Consider the following 1321-nt stretch of genomic DNA (forward strand, 5'->3'; position numbering starts at 1 on the left):
CCTTAACGAGAGTTCTTCCGCGCGCCTTAGCATGCTCTGCTCGCCTACCTGTGTCGGTTTGCGGTACGGGCACCTTCACCTGGCTAGAGGCTTTTCTTGACAGCCGGAGTACATGACCTTCGCTACTATAATTTTCGCTCCCCATCACAGCCCAGCCTAATAGTGTGCGGATTTGCCTACACACTAGCCTCACTGCTTGGACGGGCTATTCCATCAGCCCGCGTCACTGCCCTTCTGTGTCACCCCATTGCTCATAACGGTTTACGGTGGTACAGGAATTTCAACCTGTTGTCCATCCACTACGCCTTTCGGCCTCGCGTTAGGTCCCGACTTACCCTGAGAGGACGAGCCTTCCTCAGGAACCCTTAGGCTTTCGGCGGACAAGATTCTCACTTGTCTTTTCGTTACTCATACCGGCATTCTCACTTGAATACAGTCCACCAGTCCTCACGGTCCAACTTCAATCCGTATTCAACGCTCCCCTACCCAAGTACCATAAAGGTACATGTCATAGCTTCGGTGGTGTGTTTAGCCCCGTTACATTTTCGGCGCAGAGTCACTCGACCAGTGAGCTATTACGCACTCTTTAAATGGTGGCTGCTTCTAAGCCAACATCCTGGTTGTCTTTGCAACTCCACATCCTTTCCCACTTAACACACACTTGGGGACCTTAGCTGATGATCTGGGCTGTTTCCCTCTTGACAATGGATCTTAGCACTCACTGTCTGACTCCCGAGTAGCACGTCTATGGCATTCGGAGTTTGACTGGACTTGGTAACCCTTGGCGGGCCCCGCACCCAATCAGTGCTCTACCTCCACGACGCTCATTCCTCGAGGCTAGCCCTAAAGCTATTTCGGGGAGAACCAGCTATCTCCGAGTTCGATTGGAATTTCTCCGCTACCCCCACCTCATCCCCGCACTTTTCAACGTGCGTGGGTTCGGGCCTCCAGTGCGTGTTACCGCACCTTCACCCTGGACAGGGGTAGATCACACGGTTTCGGGTCTACGACCACGTACTTATTCGCCCTATTCAGACTCGCTTTCGCTACGGCTCCGTCTTCCCGACTTAACCTTGCACGTGATCGTAACTCGCCGGTTCATTCTACAAAAGGCACGCCATCACCCATTTAACGGGCTCTGACTTTTTGTAAGCGCACGGTTTCAGGTTCTTTTTCACTCCGCTTCCGCGGTGCTTTTCACCTTTCCCTCACGGTACTGCTTCACTATCGGTCACCAGGGAGTATTTAGCCTTGGCAGATGGTCCTGCCGGATTCCGACGGGGTTTCACGTGTCCCGCCGTACTCAGGATCCGTCTCGGAG

Annotated in this window: 1 rRNA gene; it reads right to left on the reverse strand. The window is 53.4% G+C overall.

The window, feature by feature from the left end:
• Positions 1-1321: ribosomal RNA gene (locus tag MRBLPE1_RS10520) — 23S ribosomal RNA — on the reverse strand; the annotation flags it as partial.

Origin of the sequence: Paenibacillus sp. LPE1-1-1.1, assembly GCF_040676435.1 — a bacterium.
Taxonomy (GTDB): domain Bacteria; phylum Bacillota; class Bacilli; order Paenibacillales; family Paenibacillaceae; genus Pristimantibacillus.